This is a genomic window from Micromonospora sp. WMMA1947, assembly GCF_027497355.1.
GTDB lineage: Bacteria > Actinomycetota > Actinomycetes > Mycobacteriales > Micromonosporaceae > Micromonospora.
Window position 1 is genome coordinate 702,747 of sequence record NZ_CP114909.1, and the last position, 14,527, is coordinate 717,273.

14 protein-coding genes are annotated in these 14,527 nt (G+C 72.7%); 9 read left to right on the plus strand and 5 right to left on the minus strand.

The window, feature by feature from the left end:
• Window positions 1-15: 15 nt before the first annotated feature.
• Window positions 16-867 (minus strand): ABC transporter ATP-binding protein, encoded by an 852-nt coding sequence (locus O7604_RS03320; protein ID WP_269701674.1) that lies wholly within the window; start codon window positions 865-867, stop codon window positions 16-18.
• A gap of 120 nt (window positions 868-987) precedes the next feature.
• Here O7604_RS03320 and O7604_RS03325 point away from each other — a divergent pair, with 120 nt between their 5' ends.
• The gene (locus O7604_RS03325; protein WP_269701676.1) at window positions 988-1,992 is read left to right on the plus strand and encodes an ATP-binding cassette domain-containing protein; all 1,005 of its coding nucleotides are present in this window, start codon (window positions 988-990) and stop codon (window positions 1,990-1,992) included.
• On the plus strand, window positions 1,989-2,999 hold the full coding sequence (locus O7604_RS03330) for an ABC transporter permease subunit (protein ID WP_269701677.1): 1,011 nt from the start codon (window positions 1,989-1,991) through the stop codon (window positions 2,997-2,999). The genes O7604_RS03325 and O7604_RS03330 overlap by 4 nt, the downstream gene beginning before the upstream one ends.
• 86 nt (window positions 3,000-3,085) lie before the next feature.
• Here the strand turns inward: O7604_RS03330 and O7604_RS03335 are convergent, their stop codons facing one another.
• Window positions 3,086-4,291: an ROK family transcriptional regulator gene (locus O7604_RS03335; RefSeq protein ID WP_269701679.1), complete on the minus strand. Its 1,206-nt coding sequence runs from the start codon at window positions 4,289-4,291 to the stop codon at window positions 3,086-3,088.
• A gap of 124 nt (window positions 4,292-4,415) precedes the next feature.
• Between O7604_RS03335 and O7604_RS03340 the strand changes: the two genes are divergently transcribed.
• The 4 genes from O7604_RS03340 to O7604_RS03355 all read left to right on the plus strand — a co-directional run bounded on the left by O7604_RS03340 (window position 4,416) and on the right by O7604_RS03355 (window position 7,547).
• On the plus strand, window positions 4,416-5,870 hold the full coding sequence (locus tag O7604_RS03340; protein ID WP_269701680.1) for a glycoside hydrolase family 3 N-terminal domain-containing protein: 1,455 nt from the start codon (window positions 4,416-4,418) through the stop codon (window positions 5,868-5,870).
• 120 nt (window positions 5,871-5,990) lie between these two features.
• A complete protein-coding gene (locus tag O7604_RS03345; protein WP_269701681.1) occupies window positions 5,991-6,428 on the plus strand; it encodes a hypothetical protein in 438 nt (145 codons plus the stop codon).
• A complete protein-coding gene (locus O7604_RS03350; protein ID WP_269701682.1) occupies window positions 6,425-6,907 on the plus strand; it encodes a DCC1-like thiol-disulfide oxidoreductase family protein in 483 nt (160 codons plus the stop codon). The genes O7604_RS03345 and O7604_RS03350 overlap by 4 nt, the downstream gene beginning before the upstream one ends.
• Window positions 6,846-7,547 carry a TetR family transcriptional regulator gene (locus tag O7604_RS03355; protein ID WP_269701684.1) on the plus strand — a complete coding sequence of 234 codons (702 nt, stop codon included), beginning with the start codon at window positions 6,846-6,848 and terminating at the stop codon, window positions 7,545-7,547. Before O7604_RS03350 ends, O7604_RS03355 begins: the two co-directional genes overlap by 62 nt.
• Before the next feature lie 183 nt (window positions 7,548-7,730).
• Here O7604_RS03355 and O7604_RS03360 read toward each other — a convergent pair whose 3' ends face one another.
• Window positions 7,731-8,396, minus strand: coding sequence for a GNAT family N-acetyltransferase (locus O7604_RS03360; protein WP_281578820.1), 666 nt, complete (start codon window positions 8,394-8,396; stop codon window positions 7,731-7,733).
• Window positions 8,397-8,626: 230 nt separating this feature from the next.
• Between O7604_RS03360 and O7604_RS03365 the strand changes: the two genes are divergently transcribed.
• On the plus strand, window positions 8,627-8,812 hold the full coding sequence (locus O7604_RS03365; RefSeq protein ID WP_269701687.1) for a DNA repair protein: 186 nt from the start codon (window positions 8,627-8,629) through the stop codon (window positions 8,810-8,812).
• Window positions 8,813-8,920: 108 nt separating this feature from the next.
• Complete coding sequence (locus O7604_RS03370; protein WP_281578821.1) at window positions 8,921-9,439, plus strand: hypothetical protein; 519 nt, start codon at window positions 8,921-8,923, stop codon at window positions 9,437-9,439.
• A 48-nt stretch (window positions 9,440-9,487) separates the two neighbouring features.
• On the opposite strand, the gene O7604_RS03375 is transcribed toward O7604_RS03370, so the two are convergent.
• Both O7604_RS03375 and O7604_RS03380 read right to left on the minus strand, forming a co-directional pair.
• On the minus strand, window positions 9,488-10,225 hold the full coding sequence (locus O7604_RS03375; RefSeq protein WP_281578822.1) for a Clp protease N-terminal domain-containing protein: 738 nt from the start codon (window positions 10,223-10,225) through the stop codon (window positions 9,488-9,490).
• 59 nt (window positions 10,226-10,284) lie between these two features.
• Window positions 10,285-12,645, minus strand: coding sequence for a ricin-type beta-trefoil lectin domain protein (locus O7604_RS03380; protein WP_281580032.1), 2,361 nt, complete (start codon window positions 12,643-12,645; stop codon window positions 10,285-10,287).
• 179 nt (window positions 12,646-12,824) lie between these two features.
• Between O7604_RS03380 and O7604_RS03385 the strand changes: the two genes are divergently transcribed.
• On the plus strand, window positions 12,825-14,504 hold the full coding sequence (locus O7604_RS03385; protein ID WP_281578823.1) for a Na+/H+ antiporter: 1,680 nt from the start codon (window positions 12,825-12,827) through the stop codon (window positions 14,502-14,504).
• Window positions 14,505-14,527 lie beyond the last annotated feature (23 nt).

Sequence of the window (14,527 nt, forward strand, 5' to 3'; positions counted from 1 at the left end):
GTGTCGTCCCGTCGCTCAGGCGGCGCGGGCGGCCCAGCGGTCGCCGGACCGCGTCACCACCAGCGGCAGGCCGAACGCCTTCGACAGGTTGTCGGCGGTGAGCACGTCGGCGAGCAGGCCCTGCGCCACCACGGCGCCCTCGCGCAGCAGCAACGCGTGGGTGAAGCCCGGCGGGATCTCCTCGACGTGGTGGGTGACCAGCACCATGGCCGGCGCGTCCGGGTCGTACGCCAGCTCGGCCAGCCGGGCCACCAGGTCCTCGCGCCCACCCAGGTCGAGCCCGGCGGCGGGCTCGTCGAGCAGCAGCAGCTCCGGGTCGGTCATCAGGGCGCGGGCGATCTGGACGCGCTTGCGCTCGCCCTCGGACAGCGTGCCGTACGCGCGGTCGGTGAGGTGGCCGACGCCGAGCTGACTCAGCAGCGCGCCGGCGCGCGCCTCGTCGGTGCGGTCGTAGTTCTCCCGCCAGCGGCCGACCACCGACCAGGCCGCGGTCACCACCACGTCGACGACTCGCTCGTCGGCGGGGATCCGCTCGGCGAGCGTCGCGGTGGACAGGCCGATGCGGGTACGCAGTTCGTTGACGTCGGTGCGGCCGATGCGCTCGCCGAGCACGTGCGCGACGCCGCTGGTGGGGTGCAGCCGGCCGGCGGCCAGGTTGAGCAGCGTGGTCTTGCCCGCGCCGTTCGGCCCGAGCACCACCCACCGTTCGTCCAGCTCGACCTGCCAGTCGACGTCGTGCACCAGCGCGGTGCCGGAACGCTTGACGCCGACGCCGTCGAGGCTGACCACCAGATCCGCGTCCACGGTCGAGGGGGCGGGGGCGCCCGGGGCGCCGGGGATCAGGTCACCAGTCACCGCTCCATCCAATCACGCACCCGGCCCGGCGCCCCCCACGGGCGGCGCCGCCGCCATAGGGTGGGGCGCCGTGTCGTTTGTCACCACTTCCGGAAGGACACCCATGCCCGACCGCTGCCGGAAGGCGCGCGGATGAGCGCGGTCATCGAGATCGCCGGCCTCCGCAAGACGTTCCACACGCTGCGCCAGGGGCGCCGGGTCGCCGTGGACGGCTTCGACATGCTGGTCGAGGCGGGCCAGGTGCACGGCTTCCTCGGGCCGAACGGGTCCGGGAAGACCACCACGCTGCGCGCGCTGCTGGGGCTGGTCCGGCCGGACGCCGGACGGATGCGCGTGCTGGGGGCCGAGTCACCCGAGCACCTGCCGGACGTGGCCGGCCGGGTCGGCGCGATCGTGGAGAGCCCGCAGTTCTTCGGCAACTTCACCGCGCACCGGACGCTGCGGCTGCTGGCGCTGGCCGGTGGTGTGCCGACCGGCCGGGTGGACGAGGTGCTGGAGCAGGTCGGGCTGCGCGACCGGGGCGACGAGCGGGTCAAGGGCTACTCGCTGGGCATGAAGCAGCGTCTGGCGGTCGCGTCGGCGCTGCTGAAGAACCCGGATCTGCTGATCCTGGACGAACCGGCGAACGGGCTGGACCCGGCCGGCATCCGGGAAATGCGCGACCTGACCCGGTCGCTGGCCGAGGCCGGGGTGACGGTGCTGCTGTCCAGCCACATCCTCGCCGAGATCCAGTTGATCTGTGACCACGTGACGATCGTCAGCCGGGGGCAGCGGGTCGCGTACGGGCCAGTGGAGGAGGTGCTGGCCGGCTTCGACCAGCACCAGTGGCGGGTCCGGGTGGCCGATCCGGAGCAGGCCGGGCAGTTGCTGGGCCGGGCCGGCCTGTCGGTGACCGCCGAGCCCGACCACCTGGTGGTGACCGGTGTGGAGGATCCGGAGACGATCAGCCGGACGCTCGGCGAGCAGGGCGTGTGGGTACGGGAGCTGGTCCCGCTGCGGCCGGACCTGGAGAGCGTCTTCCTGGAGCTGACCGGCGGCCACGAGCACGTGGCGGTGCCGCGGCAGGTCGACGGCGCTCCGCCGAACGACGGAGTGATCGACCTCGACGTCCGGGAGAGCCGGGAGGTGGACGCGTGAACCTGGTCCGTGCCGAGCTGGAGCGGCTGGCCGCCCGGCGTTTCGTGCAGCTCATGGTGGTGCTGCTGGCTGTCGCCTTCGCGGTGACGGTGGCGACCACGCTCGCCGGTTCGCACCGGCCCAGCCCGGCGGAGCTGAGCCGGGCCCAGACCCAGGCTGCGGAGAACGTGCGCCAGATGGAGATGGCGTACGACCGCTGCCTGCGGATCCGGGAGGGCGGGCTACCGCTGGGCGAGAACGACTACCTGCCGCGCGACTGCGCCCAGATCGACCCGGCCCAGATCGAGGAGTTGCCGACCGCGGCCGACTACCTCAGCGGTGTCTTCGTCTTCGCCAAGGAGGCCGAGCCGCTGCTCTACTTCCTGATCGCGTTCCTGACGCTGTTCGGGTTCCTGGTCGGGGCCTCCTACATCGGGGCCGACCTGAACTCGGGCGGGGTGGTGAACCTGCTGCTGTGGCGGCCCCGGCGGCCGACGGTGCTCGCCACGAAGCTGGGCACGCTGCTGGGCGGGCTGCTCGGCCTGTCGGTGCTGGCGTCGGTGGCGTACCTCGGGGCGTTCTGGTTGATCGGCCAGGCCTCCGGCCTGGTCGGGCGCACCGGCGGCGACTTCTGGCCGTCGCTCGCCGCGATCTGGGCGCGCGGGCTCGTGCTGGTGCTGCTCGCCGCGGCGCTCGGGTTCGCCGTCGCCACGCTGGGCCGGCACACGTCGGCGGCGCTCGGCACGGTGGCCGCGTACGTGGTGGTGTGGGAACTGGGTGCCCGGCTGGTGTTCCAGATCCTGGAGGTGGGCCGGCCGGACCGGTACATGCTGTCCAGCCACCTGGCGGCCTGGCTGTCCGGCGAGGTGCGGCTGTGGGACAACAACGCCTGCGGCCCCGGGATCTCCGGCTACTGCGACGGCTCCTACACGCTCACCTGGACGTCGGGGCTGGTGGTGCTGCTCGGGCTCACCGGCGCGCTGGTGGCCGCGGCGTTCACGGTGTTCCGCCGCCGCGACCTGATCTGAGGCGGATCCGCAATTCGGCAACTCCTTGCGAACCCTGAAGCCATGATGAAGGATTCCTTCACATGGCGCCAGGGTGCACGACGCGGTCAGCCGACCGTCGAGCCGAACACCTCGTCGCGCACCGCGTCCAGCGCGGTCCGCAGCGCGCCCCGCAGGATCGGCTCCTCGGTCAGCCCGGTCGTCACCACCCGGGGCCGGACCAGCGTGATCGCGGCGACCTCGTGCTGCACCCGCTCGGCCAGCGCCGCCCCGCCCGCCTGGCCGACCGCACCGGCGAGCACCACCAGCGGCGGGTCCAGCACCACGCAGGTGCTCGCCACACCGAGCGCCAGCCGCCGGGCCAGTTCGTCGAGCATCGGCCCACCGGCGGTGCCGGCCGCGATCGCCGCGCGTACCACCTCGGCGGCCCGGGCCGCCGCCACGCCCTGCTCGGCCGCCTCGGGGCTGGCGAAACCGTGCTCGGCTGCCACCGCGCGTACCGCGTCGGCGCCGACGAGCTGCTGGAACGCCGGCTTGGCCCGCTTGGACACGTCGCGCGGGATGGGCGCGCCGGGCACCGGCAGGTAGCCGATCTCGCCGGCCGCGCCGCTGCTGCCGTGGTGCAGCCGCCCGCCCAGCATGATCGCCAGGCCGACGCCCGCGTCCACCCATACCAGCACGAAGTCGGCGGTGCCCCGGGCCGCGCCGGACTGCGCCTCGGCCACCGCCGCGAGGTTCACGTCGTTCTCGAACACGACGGGGGTGTCCAGGTCCTCGCGCAGCGCGGCGAGCAGGCCGCTGTGCCAGCGTGGCAGGTTGAACGCGAACGTGATGTCGCCGGTCTGCGGGTCGACCAGGCCGGGGGTGCCGAGCACGACGCGCCGGACGGCGGACAGCTCCGCCCCGGCGCTGGCGGCCGCCTGGACCACGGCGTTGTGCACCACGCCGACCGGGTCGTCGGTGTCCTTGGTGGACTGCTCGACCCGTCCGGCCACGGTGCCGGTGATGTCGGCGCAGGCCGCGACCACCCGTTCCGCGCCCACCTCGACGCCCACCACGTACGCGCTGCTCGGCCGGACGGCGTAAAGCTGGGCGTTCGGGCCCCGCCCGCCGGCCTGCTCGCCGACCCGGGCGACCAGGCCGCGCTCCTCCAGCCGCTCGACGAGCTGGGACGCGGTGACCTTGGACAGCCCGGTCAGCTCACCGATCCGAGCCCGGGTCAGCGGACCGCGCTCGAGCAGCAGCTCCAGCGCCGCACGGTCGTTGAGCGCCCGCAGGAGTCGGGGGGTGCCGGGCAGCCGGGTCGCACTCATGCCAACGTCCTCAATTTTCAGTAAAGTTTTCTAACCACAAAACGCCTGCCGAGGGGCGCCCGTTAGCGTATCGGCCACCCCCATGCGCGGAGGTCGGACGACCCGGCAGGGAAAGGGGATACTCGTGGGTCTGGATCCAGGACTGCGCCGGCTCGCGCTGGGCACGCTGCTGGCCGCGTATCCGGGACCGGTCCCGCCGGACTGGGCGGTCGACCTGCTCGCCGACGGGCTCGCCGGGCACACCCTGTTCGGCACCAACATCCACGACCCGGCCCAGGTGGCGGCATCCACGGCGGCGCTGCGCGCCGGGCGCCCCGACGTGATCGTCGCGATCGACGAGGAGGGCGGCGACGTCACCCGGCTGGCACACGCCACCGGCAGCCCGTACCCCGGCAACGCCGCGCTCGGCGCGGTGGACGACCCCGACCTCACCCGCCAGGTGTACGCGGCGATCGGCGCGGAACTGACCGCGCTCGGCATCACCGTCGACCTCGCCCCCACCGTCGACGTGAACACCGCCGACGAGAACCCGGTGATCGGCACCCGCTCGTTCGGCGCGGACCCGAAGCGGGTCGCCGTCCACTCCGCCGCCGCCGTCACCGGCCTCCAGTCGACCGGTGTGGCCGCCTGCGCCAAGCACTTCCCCGGGCACGGCGCCACAGTCGCCGACTCCCACCACGAGCTGCCCACTGTCGACGTGCCGCCGGCCGTCCTGCGGGACCGCGACCTGCCGCCGTTCGCCGCCGTCGTCGACGCGGGCGTCCGCGCGGTGATGACCGCGCACATCCGGGTGCCGGCGCTGACCGGCGACGGTCCGGCCACGTTCAGCCGCGCGGTCCTGCACGACCTGCTGCGCGTCGAGTACGGCTTCACCGGCGCGGTGATCACCGACGCGCTGGAGATGAAGGGCGCGGTGCTCGCCGCCGGCGGGGTCGGCGCGGGCGCGGTCCGGGCCCTGGCCGCCGGCGCGGACCTGCTCTGCATCGGCGCCCGGGTGGACGCCGAGCTGGTCGAGTCGGTCGCCGCCGAGATCGTCGCGGCGATCGCCGACGGCCGGCTGGCGCGTGAGCGGGTCGAGGAGGCGGCCGGCCGGACCGCCGCGCTCGCCGCCGCCACCGGCCCCGCCGACGCCCCGCCGCCGGCCGCCGACGGCCTCGGTTACGCCGCCGCACTGCGGGCGGTACGCGTCGAGGGCGACCTCACCCGCGACACCGCCCCCCTGGTGGTGCAGGTGCACGCCACCTCCACCATCGCCGAGGGGCGGGTGCCGTGGGGGCTCGGCCCACACCTGGCCGCCGGGATCGAGCAGGCCCGCGCGGCGGCGGGCGAGACCGACCCGGAGCAGGTGCGGCGGCTCGCCGGGGACCGGCCGGTCGTGCTGGTCGGCCGGCACCTGCACCGGCTGCCCGGCGCGCGTGAGCTGGTCGAGGCGCTGGCCGCCACGCATCGGGTAGCGGTGGTCGAGATGGGCTGGCCGGGCGCGTGGCGGCCGGCGGGCGCGGTCGCGTTCGTCGCCACCCACGGCGCCAGTCACGCCAACGGCCGCGCCGCCGCCGAGGTGCTCGGCCTGACCGCCTGACCCGCGCCCCCACCGGCCCGTCGCCCGGAAGGGCGGCGGGCCGCGCTCTTGAACACGTTCAAAATCTGTCGTACGCTCAGCGTGCCCTTGATTTGAACACGTTCAAGAGAGGCGACGGGGATGGACGTGAAGGTCTGGATGTACCTGGCCTACCTCGCGGTCAGCATCGGTCTGACCATCTGGGTGGCGCGGGCACTGTCCCGCAACGGGATGGTTTTCCTGGAGGACGTGTTCGCCGACAGCCGCCTGGCCGGGGCGGTGAACAGCCTGCTGGTGGTCGGCTTCTACCTGCTCAACCTCGGCTACGTTACGGTGGCGATGAAGGAGTCCGATCCGGTCGGCGACACCAGCCAGGCGCTGGAGCAGCTCTCCATGAAGGTGGGATTCGTCCTGCTGGTGCTCGGCGCGCTGCACTTCTTCAACGTCTTCGCGCTCGGCCGCTACCGGCGCGGTCGGCTGCGGCAGCAGGCGACCCACCCGCCCCTGCCGCCGGTGCGAATGCTCCCGCCGCAGGGCGGACCGGTACCGGCGGCGGGCCCGAACCCGCCGGCCCGGTGACGTCCGCCCCGGGCGGGCACCGGCAGGATCCCACCGGGCACGGGGCCGGTGGGATCCGCGGGTTCACCGTCCTGTTCGACGCGGACTGCCCGATGTGCCGGGCCGCCCGGCGCTGGCTCGCCTCGCGCGCCCAGCTCGTACCCCTGGAGTTCGTGCCGGCCGGGTCCGCCGAGGCCCGGCGGCGCTTCCCCGAGCTGGACCACGACGCCACGTTGCGCGACCTGACGGTGGTGGCCGACACCGGTGCGGTCTACCGCGGCGACGGCGCCTGGTTCGCCTGCCTGTGGGCGCTGGCCGAGCATCGCGGCACGGCCGAGCGGCTGGCCCGTCCGCACCTGCTGCCGCTGGCCCGCAAGGTGGTCGCGGCGGCGTCGGCGGTCCGCGAACGGATCCGGGAACCGGGATACGGTGACGACGATGACCGAGCAGAGTGCGCCGACGACCGCTGCGGGTGGGCAGGGCACGACGACCCGGGGTGAGCAGACCCGCCAGCTGATCCTGGACACCGCGATGCGGCTGTTCCGCGAGCGCGGGTACGCGCGCACGACGATGCGCGCGGTCGCCCAGGAGGCCGGCGTGGCGGTGGGCAACGCCTACTACTACTTCGGTTCCAAGGAACACCTGGTCCAGGAGTTCTACGCGGGCACCCAGCGCGAGCACCGGGCGGCGGCCGACACGGTGCTCGCCCGGGAACGCGACTTCGGCCCGCGACTGGCCGGGGTGCTGCATGCGGGCATCGACGTGCTGAGCCCGTACCACGCGTTCGCCGGTGCCTTCTTCAAGACGGCGGCCGAGCCGACCTCGCCGCTGAGCCCGTTCTCCGCCGAGTCGTCGGAGCCCCGGGACATGTCGATCGCGCTGTTCCGCGAGGCCCTGACCGGGTCCACCGTCAAGCTCGACGACGAGCTGCGCGAGGCACTGCCCGAGCTGCTCTGGCTCGGCTACATGGGCGTGGTGCTCTACTGGGTGCACGACCGCTCGGACGGTCAGGTCAAGACCCGGCAGCTGATCGACGGCGTGGTGCCGCTGGTGGACCGGCTGGTGGGGCTGTCCCGGCTGCGCGTGCTGCGGCCCGTCACCCGTCAGGCACTCGCCCTGATCCACACGCTGCGTCACTGACCTCGTCGGCCCGGTTACGGGCGATTCCGCAGGTGAGAGTCCGTAACCGGACAGCGGCGCACCTCTTGTTCACCAGCGGCACTAACACATAGCGTTACCGATGTCGGGGCCCGGGGGAGAGCCGCGGACCGTGGATCCGGCCCGGGATCCACGGTCCGCGCCAACCCGGAACTTCAGCCCGGGTCAGCGGGGGAACACGCCGAACGCGGTGAGGCCCCGATCCGAGAACCCGGCCGCGTCGGCCACCCGAGCCGACGCGGCGTTGCCGGGGTCGTGCAGGTAGGTGGGGATCGCTCCCTCGTCCAGCACCCGGCGGGCCGCCTGTGCGACCAGCCGCCGGGCCAGGCCGCGCCCGCGCGCCGTCGGCACCGTGCCCACCGCCAGCTCGTGCCCGTACGCGTCGTGCCGCTTGATCCCCACGCCGGCCCGGTACGCGCCGTCGGCACCCCGGACCACGAGCACGTCCCTGTCGAACAGCCGCAGCCACGGCGGCAGTCCGGGCAGTGTGGGCGGCACCCACTCCCCCACCTCGGGCAGCGGCGCCGGGTGGGTGCACCAGCGGAAGACCGAGGTGTGCGCGGTGAACTCGGGCGCGCCGACCACACCCGGCAGGGCGGGCAGCCACTCGCCGAGCGGCCGGTCCCGTACCAGCGCCCGGACCGCCTCGACCCGGTCGGTGGCCACCGAGAGGACGGTGCTGCCGCCCGCCGTCACCGCGACGGCCGGGCGCAGCCGTCCGTCCCAGGCCGGACGGGCGCGGCGGTGGGACCGGACCACGTGCAGCCCGGGGCCCGCCGGCCACTGTCCCAACCAGGTCGCCAGATGGAGGAAGACCCGCCGGTCGAGCATGGTGATCATGGTACGCCGTGACGCCGGCCCCGTGCCCGGGGAATTCAGCGATCGCGCCGGGGTTGAGACGCGCCGGCGACGGGTAGAGGGTCGGCACGCCAGCGACGGACGCCGATCCCTGCTTCCGCCACCGGCCGCAGGAAGTCCGGCGCTTCACGGAACCGGAGGCATCGACCCTGCGTCATATTCATTTTCATACATGGACAAGTTTCTCTGGGACGGTAGTGGTCATGCCTCACGAACCGAATGACCGATTCCAGCAGGACGCGGAGCGCGGCTGGCGGGCCGCCGCAGACGCCGGGCGGTTCCCGGCGCAGCCGGCGTACCGCGAGGTGCGCGACCGGGCGCTCTCCTGGGCCGAACTGAACGCGCAGCCGGCCGGCACCGCCGCCTGGCGTGGCCTCACGCCGCTCTGAGAGGGCGGGGGACGACACACCGGCCGGGCGGGCGTACCGGCCTTCGCACACCTGTGCGGTAGCGTCTTGTGGTCCGATTTCCGGCCTACGACAGGAGAAGCTCCGCGCATGGGCAAGAAGACGATCCACGTCTCCGACTTCACCGGTCAGGTGCTCAGCCCCGACGACGAGGTGGTCAAGGTCGTCGTCCTGGAGCACCCGGACCTGGTCGCCGGCCCCGTGCAGCTGGACGCCACCCCGGTCGAGGTGGAGAGCATCGACGACGCGGCGCTCGACGTCGCGGTGGTGGAGATCCACGACCGGCACGGCCACGGTGAGCCGCGCCGGGTCGTGCTGACCGCCAGCGAGTTCGACGCGATGGCGACCGACGTGCCGATGGCGCAACTGCTGCGTACCGCCGAGCGGGTCAAGCCACCAAAGGCCCGCCGCGCGACCGAGAAGATCGACTACGGCACCATCGAGCACGCCGGCCGCCCGCACCGCGGCCGGGTCACCGAGGAGGAGGCCCGGCTGGTCCGGGAACACCTCGACGAGGTCAACAAGCGCCTGGCCGACGCCGGCATCCGCCAGGTCGACCCCGCCGACCCGGAGCACGCCGCCCGATACGGATTCCCCGCCGCCGACTGACACCCGAATGCCGGGCACGCGCCCCCGTGACGCGTGCCCGGCGTGGTGTCAGGCGCCTTTCCGGGTGATCTCGGCCAGCGCCGCCTCGAACGCCGACTCCAGCGCGTCCTTCTGCAGCCCGAGGCCGCTCAACACACCGTCACCGCCCTCCTCCTCCAGCAGGGCGAGCAGGATGTGCTCCGTACCGATGTAGTTGTGTCCCATCCGCAGCGCCTCCCGGAACGTCAGCTCCAGGACCTTCTTGGCCCGCGCGTCGTAGGGGATCAGGTCCGGGACCTGGCCGGCCGCCGCCGGCAGCGTCGCGGTGACGACCTCCCGCAGCCGTTCCAGGGGTACGCCCTGAGCCACGATCGCGGCGGCGGCCAGCCCTTCCGGCTCGGCGAGCAGACCGAGCGCCACGTGCCCGGGGGTGATCTCGGCGTTGCCGGCGGTCCGCGCCTCCTCCTGAGAGGCCAGCACGACGTTGCGGGCGCGCGGGGTGAACCGGCCGAACCCGGAGTTCGGGTCGAGCGCGGCGGCGGTCTCCGCCTTGGCGGCGGAACGCTTCTGGGCGGCCTGCTTGGTCACGCCCATGCTGCGGCCGATCTCCGTCCATGAGGCGCCGGAGCGGCGCGCCTGGTCGACGAAGTGCCCGATCAGGTGGTCGGCGACGTCGCCCAGGTGGTCGGCGACGAGAACGGCGTCGGCCAGCTGGTCGAGCGCGTCGGTGTGTGCCTTCTTGATGCCGTCGATGAGGTCGTCGAGGCGTACCGGATGGGTCATCTTGTGCGGCTGAGTCTCCTCCATGCGTCAACCATAGGTTGACGACTGCGCTGTCGTCAACCCGCAGTTGACGCGCTCGACGTTCAGCCGCGTACCCACCGCTGGTTGCTGCCGCCGTTGCAGGTCCAGATCTGCACCGCGGTGCCGTTGGTGGTGCCCTGCCCGTTGACGTCCAGGCAGAGACCCGAGCCGACGCCGACGATGGTGCCGTCGGCGTTGATCCGCCACTGCTGGTTGCTGCCGCCGTTGCAGGTCATGATCCGCGCGCGGCTGCCGGACGTGGTGCCCGGGACGTCGAGGCACTTGTTGCCGTACACGGTGAGCTGGTTGTTCGTGCCGACCGTCCACTGCTGGTTGGGCCCACCGTTGCAGTCCCAGATCTGCACGACCGCGCCGTCGGCCTGGCTGGCGCCGTTGACGTCGAGGCAGCGGTTGGCGCTCGCGCTGCGCACCTCTCCGGTCGGGCCGCTGGAACCGTCGCCCGGCGTGATCGCGAGGTTGTCGAACTGGGCGGTGACGCCCTGGCCGGTGCCGTACCCGATCTGGCCGGCCACCCAGGCGGAGTCCGACACGGTGCCGACTGTGGTGCCGTCGATCGCCGCGGTGAGGGTGCTGCCATTGAGCTTCAACGAAAGGTTGTGCCAGCGTCCGGTACCCAGCGCCGCGGTGTTGCCGCTGGCCAGGGTGCGCCAGTTGCCGCTGGTGTTGTTGCTCCGGATCGACCAGGCGCCGCCGTCGGTGACCCGGAAGTAGTAGCCGTTGAGGTTCTGCGGGCCCTGGTGGTTGTAGGTGTTGCCGCGGCCGATGAGCTGGGCGTAGCCGGACTTCTCCAGCAGCACGTCCGAGGAGACCGTGTAGTTGCGCCAGGTCAGATCGCCCAGCAGGGCGTACGGTTCGGCCTGGCCGGACGTCCAGTAGATCGGCGCCTGCTCGGACATCTGGCGGACGCACTGTCCGGTCCGGCCGCCACCGCAGCCGACGATCTCGAACGAGCCCTGCTGGTCCATCAGGTACCGGGCTTCGCGCCCGGTGGCGTAGCTGTCGAAGTTGTCGCGGTACGGCAGATCCAGGGTGCCCTGGACCGGACTGACAGCCGTGCCTTTCCCCTGCCCACTCGTGGTGGTGATGCTGTAGACGTAGCCGGGTTGGACGGTGAGCGAGAAGCGTCCGCCGTTCGGTGTGATGTCGGCGCCCCGGACGAAGTGCTCGGCGCTGTTGTTGGACCTGAGGTTCGTCGCCCACACGCGCACCGTGCCGGCGGAGAGCCCGCCGGTGACGGTGACGTCGAGCTGCTGGGCCGAGCCGGCGTCCTGCGTCTCGATGACGGTGCTCCAGTCGCTGTTGTTCGTGGACTTCAGCGAGACATAGCTGCCGTTGCCGCGGTTGCCCCCGAGGTAGCCGCTGGACGAGTCGAGATAGCGCCAGCCCGGCGCCGTGAACTGGGTGGTGTGCGCCATCACCCAGGTGCTCCTGCCGATCGAGTAGGCGCCGGACCACGGCTGCTGCGCCACCGCCACGCCGGTGGTCGCCCAGGGGATGTTGGGGGTGATGGCGGCGATCACCGGCCAGTTGATGTACCCGGTCATCTTGCCGTCGAGGTAGCCGCGGTTGATGCCCCGGGCGAGGGCCGGCGCGCCGGCGTTGTAGTCGTCGGAGCCGTTCTCACTGGCCCACAGCTGCTTGCCGGTGGAGATCGCGTTGGCGGAGCTGGGGCAGCTGGTCTGGGCGCTGCGGTAGCCGCAGACGTAGTGGCTGCCGAAGACCTGCACCGCGTTGGCGAACGCCGGGTCCCGCAGCGAGTCGTCGGCGGCGCCCCACCCGAAGTCGTCCGAGGCGACGATCTTCACATTGCCGTAGCCGCGGGAGTCGAGTGTGGAGCGCAGGTTCTTGTACCAGGTGGTGTTGTAGCCCTTCTCGTTCCACCCGCCGAGGTAGTTGATGGTCAGTCCGTGCGTCGCCGCGCAGTCCAGCCACCCGACGAGGTAGTTGATCGAGTCGGTGGACCAGAAGTTGCCGTTGCCGATCCAGCCGGGTGCCCCCCAGGCCAGACCGACCAGGGCGATGGAGGGGTTCCGCGCCCGCGCCTGCTCCATCAGCCACCACTCGTAGCCCCGGTTGCAGTTCACGCTGCCCCGGGTGTGCTCGTGGCTGGGCTCGGCGCCGGAGGTGGAGTTGGTGTCGCCGCCGATCTCCACCTTCATCAGTTGCATCGCGGCGCCGTAACCCGGCTTGAACAGGTAGTCGAGGATGTCGCTGCGCTGCGGCTCCGGGTAGTCGATCAGGAGTCTGCTGTTTCCGCCGCCGCCGCTGACCGCGCCGACCCCGTCGAGCACGCGCCCGCCGGAGGCGCCGTTGACGGTGAGGGCGGTCGCCGCCCGGGCCGGCGCGGCGGGGACGGTCAGCGCGAACGCCGTCACCATCGCGGCCACCGCCGCCGACGCCATCCGGCGCCACGCCGCATGTTCTCCGCTCACCCTGCTGGACACCGACCCACCTCCAGATAGACATGTGTCTATCAAATTTCCTGCATGTTAGCGTTCACACCACAGGTTGGTCAACGCCTCGCCGGCCCGAGCCCCACCCCACCGAACGCCGCTCGCGAGCGCGGGTAGGGTCGGTCGGGGTGAGCACCCATTCGACGCTGCTGTTCGTGCTCGCCGCCGTCGCGGTCGTCATCGCCGTACGGTGGGTGGCCTCCCGGACCGGCCTGCCGGCCGCCGCGCTCCTGCCGCTCATCGGCATCGCGTACGCACTGCTCCCCGGCCCCAACGTCGGCCTCGATCCCGAGCTGGCGCTCATGGTCGTGCTGCCGCCGCTGCTCTACAGTGCCGCGCTCGACTCGTCCCTGCTGGACATCCGGCGCAACCTGCGGATCGTGGTCAGTCTCTCCGTGGTGCTGGTGCTCCTCACCGGACTGCTCGTCGGCGTCGGGTTCCACCTCTTCGTCGCCGGCGCGACCCTGGCCGCAGGCATCGCTGTGGGCGCCGCCGTCGCCCCGCCCGACCCGGTCGCCGCCCTGGCCGTCGGCCGCCGGGTCAACCTGCCGCCGAAGATGGTCACGATCATCCAGGGCGAAGGGCTGCTGAACGACGCCACCGCGCTGACCATGCTCAGCGTCGCCGTGGCCGCCGCCGTGGGCGGCGAGTTCTCGTTCCACGCCGCGGTCGGACAGTTCGTGCTCGCCGCGGCCGGCGGCATCGCGGTGGGTGTGGTCGTCGCCCGGGCCAAACGGCTGGTCCGGCCGCTCACCGCGGACCCGCTGCTGTCCAACGCGATCTCGCTCGCGACGCCGTTCGTGGCGTACCTGCTCGGCGAGGCGCTGCACGTCTCCGGCGTGCTCGCAGTGGTGGTCGCCGGCCTGATCGTCGGCCACCAGACGCCGCAGTTCGGCTCCGGAGCCGCCCGCCTCCAGACGAACGCCGTGTGGCGGCTCGTCGACTTCCTCCTCGAAGGCTTCGTCTTCCTGCTGATCGGCCAGCAGCTCCCCGCCGTCATGCGGGGCCTGCGCCAGTACGAGACGTCGACCATCGTCATCGCCGTCGCGGTGTCGGTCGGCGTGGTGCTGCTCCTGCGCCCCGCCTGGCTGATCCTGACCCAGTGGCTCCCCCGGTCGCTGCACACCCGGCTCGGCGGCGTCGCCGAACAGGACGACACCGACGAGCCGGACGCCGCACGCCGGCTCGGCGGCGTCGACCGCAGGGAACGCGGGCTGACCGCCCGCGAGGTGGTGGCGCTGAGCTGGTCCGGTACGCGCGGCGTGATCAGCCTCGCCGCGATCTTCACGCTGCCGTTGACCACCCGCAGCGGAGATCCTTTCCCCGATCGTGACCTGCTGCTGTTCTGCACCTTCGTGGTCGTCCTGGTGACGCTGGTCGGGCAGGGTCTGACGTTCGCGCCGCTCGTGCGGATGCTCGGCCTGCGCGCCAACGAGGCCGACCAGGCCCGGGTACGCAACGAGGCCCGCTCGGCAGCGGTGGAGGCGGCGCTGGCACGCCTCGACACCGTCGTCGCCGAGGACCCGGACAGCACTGTCGCCGTCGACACCACGCGGCCCCAGTGGCAGACCCGGCTGGCCCGCTACCGGGGGCGGCTCGACCTGATCCAGCAGAGCGGCTCGTCGGAGCTGCCCACCTCACCGGAGTACGAGACGGCGCTGCGGGTCCGCCGGAGCGTCCTCGAAGCGCAGCGGGAGGAGTTGCTGCGGTGGCGTGACTCCGGGCGGCTGCCGGACGAGGAGCTGCGGGTGCTGGAACGCGAACTCGACCACGAGGAGCTGTTGCTGCCGAAGCGGGCGCCGGGCTGACCCTGGGCCCGGCGCCCGCCGGC

What these genes read in the sequence shown, in the direction of transcription:
- O7604_RS03325 (WP_269701676.1), top strand. Translation starts at nt 988, where the DNA reads ATGAGCGCGGTCATCGAGATCGCCGGCCTCCGCAAGACGTTCCACACG.
- O7604_RS03335 (WP_269701679.1), bottom strand. Translation starts at nt 4,291, where the DNA reads ATGAGTGCGACCCGGCTGCCCGGCACCCCCCGACTCCTGCGGGCGCTC.
- O7604_RS03345 (WP_269701681.1), top strand. Translation starts at nt 5,991, where the DNA reads ATGGACGTGAAGGTCTGGATGTACCTGGCCTACCTCGCGGTCAGCATC.
- O7604_RS03355 (WP_269701684.1), top strand. Translation starts at nt 6,846, where the DNA reads ATGACCGAGCAGAGTGCGCCGACGACCGCTGCGGGTGGGCAGGGCACG.
- O7604_RS03360 (WP_281578820.1), bottom strand. Translation starts at nt 8,396, where the DNA reads ATGCTCGACCGGCGGGTCTTCCTCCATCTGGCGACCTGGTTGGGACAG.
- O7604_RS03365 (WP_269701687.1), top strand. Translation starts at nt 8,627, where the DNA reads ATGCCTCACGAACCGAATGACCGATTCCAGCAGGACGCGGAGCGCGGC.
- O7604_RS03370 (WP_281578821.1), top strand. Translation starts at nt 8,921, where the DNA reads ATGGGCAAGAAGACGATCCACGTCTCCGACTTCACCGGTCAGGTGCTC.
- O7604_RS03375 (WP_281578822.1), bottom strand. Translation starts at nt 10,225, where the DNA reads ATGGAGGAGACTCAGCCGCACAAGATGACCCATCCGGTACGCCTCGAC.
- O7604_RS03380 (WP_281580032.1), bottom strand. Translation starts at nt 12,645, where the DNA reads ATGGCGTCGGCGGCGGTGGCCGCGATGGTGACGGCGTTCGCGCTGACC.